General features: G+C 35.0%; 6 protein-coding genes and 1 tRNA gene. 5 read left to right on the top strand and 2 right to left on the bottom strand.

Annotation, left to right across the window (positions count from 1 at the left end):
• Positions 1 to 202, top strand: a 202-nt coding sequence (locus tag ACY65O_RS17690; protein ID WP_462222185.1) for a hypothetical protein, incomplete at its 5' end; no start/stop codon positions are given.
• A 128-nt stretch (positions 203 to 330) separates the two neighbouring features.
• Positions 331 to 855: a hypothetical protein gene (locus ACY65O_RS17685; RefSeq protein WP_462222184.1), complete on the top strand. Its 525-nt coding sequence runs from the start codon at positions 331 to 333 to the stop codon at positions 853 to 855.
• A 151-nt stretch (positions 856 to 1,006) separates the two neighbouring features.
• Here ACY65O_RS17685 and ACY65O_RS17680 read toward each other — a convergent pair.
• Both ACY65O_RS17680 and ACY65O_RS17675 read right to left on the bottom strand, forming a co-directional pair.
• Positions 1,007 to 1,080, bottom strand: a tRNA-Asp gene (locus tag ACY65O_RS17680).
• A 25-nt stretch (positions 1,081 to 1,105) separates the two neighbouring features.
• On the bottom strand, positions 1,106 to 1,507 hold the full coding sequence (locus ACY65O_RS17675) for a GIY-YIG nuclease family protein (RefSeq protein ID WP_462222183.1): 402 nt from the start codon (positions 1,505 to 1,507) through the stop codon (positions 1,106 to 1,108).
• 149 nt (positions 1,508 to 1,656) lie between these two features.
• Between ACY65O_RS17675 and ACY65O_RS17670 the strand changes: the two genes are divergently transcribed.
• From ACY65O_RS17670 to ACY65O_RS17660, 3 genes are all read left to right on the top strand, one after another.
• A complete protein-coding gene (locus ACY65O_RS17670; RefSeq protein WP_462222182.1) occupies positions 1,657 to 2,634 on the top strand; it encodes an acetyl-CoA carboxylase carboxyltransferase subunit alpha in 978 nt (325 codons plus the stop codon).
• Between the two features lie 220 nt (positions 2,635 to 2,854).
• Entirely contained in the window at positions 2,855 to 3,826 is a 972-nt protein-coding gene (locus ACY65O_RS17665; protein WP_462222181.1) for a Gfo/Idh/MocA family protein, read from the top strand.
• A 64-nt stretch (positions 3,827 to 3,890) separates the two neighbouring features.
• Complete coding sequence (locus ACY65O_RS17660) at positions 3,891 to 5,288, top strand: sugar transferase (protein ID WP_462222180.1); 1,398 nt, start codon at positions 3,891 to 3,893, stop codon at positions 5,286 to 5,288.
• Positions 5,289 to 5,608 lie beyond the last annotated feature (320 nt).

The raw sequence follows: 5,608 nt of genomic DNA, 5'->3' as shown, positions 1-5,608 counted from the left end.
GGACTATTACAAAACTAATCGTAAAGATGAATTTGTAAAAATCCTTAAAGACTTTTACGACAATGTACAAATGCCAACATTTGAATTCTTAAAACAATACTATATGGTATATTTTAACCCCGAATTAAAATTTGAAGGTCGCTTATTAGAACAGTTAGGACTTAAAACTTGTTTGAAATGTACTGAACGTGCAAACAAATAAACTGCAGGCAACATCAGGTTTTGTACAATTGGGGCATGACATTGAAACAATCATCGGCAACTAACACAATCAACTTTTTTCAGGACGGGTCATACGCCATAAATTCGACCATCCGTTCTACCAAAAGCATGATAAGACATTTTTTTATAACAGTATTTTTTGCCGCACTTTTCTCTTGCAGTTTTGGACAAAGAATCAATAATAAAGTTTATCAAAAGTTCATAACTGCAGACTCCGTAATTATTGTAAGTCATTTGACAACATATATTCCAATCGTTGACGACAAGACAAATGAAAGAATCGGCTCCTATAGACTAGTTGAGAAAAACAGAGTCAACTATAAAATTATAAAAGAGCAATATCGCCTCGACAAAAAAGAAATTGATTCTTTAGCACTAATAATGATAGAAGCTAATAAGGACAGTACCATAGAAGATATTGGGTGTTTCATGCCGCATCATGGAATATTAATTTACAAAAAAAGCAAGTGTTCTTTTTTTGACATTTGCTTTGGGTGTCGACACTTCATAACATCAAAAGACATCACCCTTTCAGACGAAATAAGCGATAAGACTTGGTTGCACCTTTATCATTTCTTTAGAAATCGTAAATTGAATTATGAACTCACAGGTGAGACAATAGAGCAACAGTGATTTTTACGGCGTACAACACGAACTTTGTGAAAGTGTGGCTTGACAAACAAACTTCAGCTAATTGTACGATAAGATTTAGCTTAATTCCGTTTTTTTTATAGAATGAAAATGAAGAAACCTGCTACCAGAGCAGGTTTCAATCAAAACTAAGCGGACCGGACGGGACTCGAACCCGCGACCTCTGCCGTGACAGGGCAGCATTCTAACCAACTGAACTACCGATCCTTCAACATTACCCCTAAATCTAAATTCAGGAATCAATTTTATTTAACATATTCTGAGGCTGTGTCACCAGCCATTTTAAATATTCTTTATTACATTTTTTTAGCCGTTTTTCTTCAATCAATGCCGCTTTCTTCGCATCAAATACTGCTACAAAAATTAACCTCCATGGCATCTTACTCTTAGTAAACTGGCTTTCTCCATTATTATGTTGCCGTAACCTCTTAGCATAGTCTTCTGTTGACCCTTTGTAATAGTCTCCATCAACTAAACTTTCAAGAATATATACATAATACATTTTAAAAGAACTTTTTCGAACCGTCTCGCCCCAGGCGAGATGATATGGCCTAAGGCTATACAGCATTCTAACCAACTGAACTACCGATCCAACTACCCAAACCCTGAGTTTAAAATTAAAATTTAATTTCACCCTCCTTTTTTGGGAGGGCAAAGATAGGTTTTTGATTTTCCTGTACCAAAACTTTTATTAAAATATTGTATTCCCTAATTTTACAGTCTATCTTACAATAAAAAATGATTGCCAGTAATCTATATCGTAAACCAAACCGTAAAAATTAAATGCCTGAACTTAAAAACCGACAGTTCCTCGATTTTGAAAAGCCCGTAAAAGATTTGTACGACCAGATTGAAGTACAAAAAGCCAGTGCTGAAAAAAGCAAGATTGATTTAAGTGATACCATTATCAAACTGGAACAAAAGATTACAGAAACTAAGAGAGAATTAACTGATAATCTTACCCCCTGGCAAAAAGTACAGTTAAGCCGCCACCCCGACAGGCCATACACCTTAAAGTACATTGATAAAATGTGTACTAATTTTATTGAGTTACACGGCGACAGAAATGTAAAAGATGATAAAGCCATGGTGGGTGGTTTTGCCCAGTTAGATGGAGAAACCGTAATGATTATTGGCCAGCAAAAAGGTATTAATACCAAAATGCGGCAGCTTAGAAATTTTGGTATGGCCAACCCGGAAGGTTACAGAAAAGCATTACGTTTGATGCGGCTTGCAGAAAAATTTAATAAACCTGTTATTACATTAATTGATACTCCCGGTGCATACCCGGGATTGGAAGCTGAAGAAAGAGGACAGGGCGAAGCCATTGCCCGGAATATTTATGAAATGATACGGTTGAAAGTGCCGGTGATTTGTGTAATTATTGGCGAAGGCGCAAGTGGTGGTGCATTAGGTATTGGTGTGGGTGATAAAGTTTTTATGCTGGAAAATACCTGGTACACTGTTATTTCTCCGGAAAGTTGCAGCAGTATTTTATGGCGTACCTGGGATAAAAAAGAAACCGCAGCAGAACAATTAAAATTAACGGCTGAAAATATGATTGAATTTGGTTTGGTAGATGGAAAGATACCGGAACCACTTGGCGGTGCACACTGGGATTATGATGAAGCCGCTCAAATTTTAAAACAGCATTTATTACCTGTTATTGCCGAACTTAAAAAAATTCCTGCACAGGAAAGAATAAACCAGCGCATTGAAAAATTTGGCAAGATGGGATTTTGGCAGGAAACTGCTGTTTAAAAAATATTTATTATAGAGGAGTCTTCGTACAGGAAGACTTTTGTTTTTATAATACAGCAGAAAATAAATGATTGATACGCTTAGATAAAAGTTGAATAAAGTTATACTGTTGAAGAGTGCGACGCCACCGCAGCCAAACAGAATTAATAAAGCTTGGCAAAAAAAATAAAACTTAACCATCTTCTCTGCTGATTAACAGAGATAGGAATAAAAAAATACTATGTTAAAAGTTGGAGTTATTGGTACGGGGCATTTAGGAAAATTCCATTTGAACAACTGGGCCGAAATTGAAGGTATACAATTAATTGGTTTTTGCGATACTGATGATGATAATGCAAAATTGGTTAGCGAAAAATATAATTTACCAAGGTATAATGATGCTGAAAAATTAATTGACGATTGTGATATTGTAGATATTGTTGCACCAACAGTTTTTCATTTTGAATTATGTGAGGCTGCAATAAAAAAAGGTAAACACGTATTTGTAGAAAAGCCTTTGGCCAATACAATGGACGAAGCAAGAGAGTTAGTAAAATTGGCTAAAGAAGCCAATATAAAATTTCAGGTAGGCCACGTAGAAAGGTTTAATCCTGCTTTTTTATCGCTGAAACAATATGACCTGCAACCCATGTTTATTGAGGTGCACCGCCTTGCACAGTTTAACCCACGTGGTACCGATGTGAGTGTGATTTTAGATTTAATGATACATGATATTGACATTATTTTAAGTCTTGTAAAAAGTAATGTAAATTATATTAGTGCCAACGGTGTTGCTGTAATGAGCGATACGCCTGATATTGCCAACGTAAGAATTGAATTTGATAATGGTTGTGTGGCTAACCTTACCAGCAGCCGTATATCAATGAAAAAAATGCGGAAGATGCGGCTGTTTCAAAAAGATGCATACATTGGTATTGATTTTTTAGAGAAGAAAACAGAAATAATAAAATTAAATACACCCGGTGATAAAAATGTTTTTACGTTTGATATTGATACTAACAGCGGTAAAAAAACTATTGCTATTGCAAGCCCGAATGTGCCGGATGTAAATGCGATAAAAATGGAACTGGAAGAATTTAGAAATGCAATTATAAACAATACTGAAACTCCTGTAAGTGTGGTGGATGGTTATAGGGCAATGGAAGTGGCACACCAGATACTGGAAAAAATAAGCAAGGCTAACCATAATTAAAATGAGCAGCGAAAATTTTAATAACACTGCATAATTTGTTCTCTAAAATTATTTTTTGTTACAGTTGAAACAACCCCGGATTCATATAGGATGGTATGCAGCAGGCGATTTTATTGCTGCAATTATTGCATGGGTTATTTTTTATTTTGTTAGAAAACAAATTATTGGCGAAGCCCCTTTGGCAGGCAATAAGTTTTATTTGGGCTTATTTATTTATCCCCTTGCCTGGATCAGTTTATATCACCTTGGCGGCAGTTATAAAAACATTTACCACAAAAGCAGGTTGATGGAATTTTTAAATACATTCAACCATTCTTTTATTGGGTGTATCGTAATTCTTTTTTTGTTTTTATTATACGATGCCAGTAAAGATTACAACATTTATTCTAAAGAATTTTTTTCGCTGCTGGCCATACAGGTGCTGGTTACTTTTATTTTTCGTTTATTTTTTTTAACCAGGGCAAAAACCCAGCTGGAAACTGGTTTAGTTTTTTTTAATACATTAATAGTTGGCTCCAGCAGCAATGCAGCAGCTTTATACAAATCTATAATTACAAATGAAGAAAAAACCGGGTACAGGATCATGGGTTTTGTGAATACCAATGGCAACAACATTTCTAATTTATCTGAGGCCATTATAAATTTTGGCACTGCAGAAAATATAACTCAGGTAATTACTGAAAAAAATATAGAAGAAGTAATTATTGCAGTAGAAAAAAAAGAAAGAGAAAAAATTGAAAAGATCTTACAGCAACTGAGCGATAAGAATGTTAACATTAAAATTACACCCGACACGGTTGATATTTTAACTGGTGCCGTACAAACCAATAATGTGCTGGGTGTGCCTTTAATTGATCTGCACTCGGGGTTACTGGTTTCGTGGCAGCAAAATGTAAAACGTTTACTCGACATTGTAATTTCCGCTGTTGCAATGGTGCTGCTATCGCCTTTAATTATTTATACGGCGTTGCGTTTAAAAGCATCTTCACGTGGGCCTTTATTTTTTTTTCAGGAAAGAATTGGGTATAAAGGCAACCCGTTTATTATGTACAAATTCAGGAGTATGGTGCAGGATGCTGAAAAAAATGGGCCATTGTTAAGTTTTGATGACGACCCAAGAATTACTACATGGGGTAAAGTAATGCGCAAGTGGCGCTTAGATGAATTGCCGCAGTTATTAAATATTATTAAAGGCGAGATGAGTTTGGTGGGGCCCAGGCCGGAAAGAAAATTTTATATTGATCAGATTATTCTGCAACATCCCGAATACAATTATTTGTTTAAAGTAAAACCCGGCCTCAGCAGCTGGGGAATGGTTAAATTTGGTTATGCATCTTCCATTAAAGAAATGATTGAGCGCATGCCTTACGATTTAATGTACATTGAAAATATTTCGCTGGCGCTTGATTTTAAAATAATGCTGCACACTATTAAGATTATATTTAGTGGTAAAGGAAAATAACAATGGGCAATGGGCAATATACAATGGGCAATTTTCGACAAGCAATGACAGATAGTGTACAATAAAATCTTTACTTACAAGTGCAGTATTAAATGTAATCTAATGCAGCTATTTGTTTATTTTTGAAAAAAACATTTCGTTTTGAAAAAAAATTTCTTTTTAATATTATTTTTTTATTGTCAATTGCCAATTGCCAATTGTCAATTGCCCTACTGGCAACAACAGGTTAAATATAAAATTGATGTTGCATTAAACGATACAGCACATACTTTAGACGGTTATATAAATATGGATTATTTCAATAATTCTCCCGACACCAT

This window comes from Ferruginibacter sp. (genome assembly GCF_031430955.1).
Classification (GTDB): Bacteria; Bacteroidota; Bacteroidia; order Chitinophagales; family Chitinophagaceae; genus Ferruginibacter.
Note: the sequence above shows the minus strand (reverse complement) of the source record. Positions and strands in the feature narration are given on the sequence as shown.

What these genes read in the sequence shown, in the direction of transcription:
- ACY65O_RS17685 (WP_462222184.1), top strand. Translation starts at nt 331, where the DNA reads ATGATAAGACATTTTTTTATAACAGTATTTTTTGCCGCACTTTTCTCT.
- ACY65O_RS17670 (WP_462222182.1), top strand. Translation starts at nt 1,657, where the DNA reads ATGCCTGAACTTAAAAACCGACAGTTCCTCGATTTTGAAAAGCCCGTA.
- ACY65O_RS17665 (WP_462222181.1), top strand. Translation starts at nt 2,855, where the DNA reads ATGTTAAAAGTTGGAGTTATTGGTACGGGGCATTTAGGAAAATTCCAT.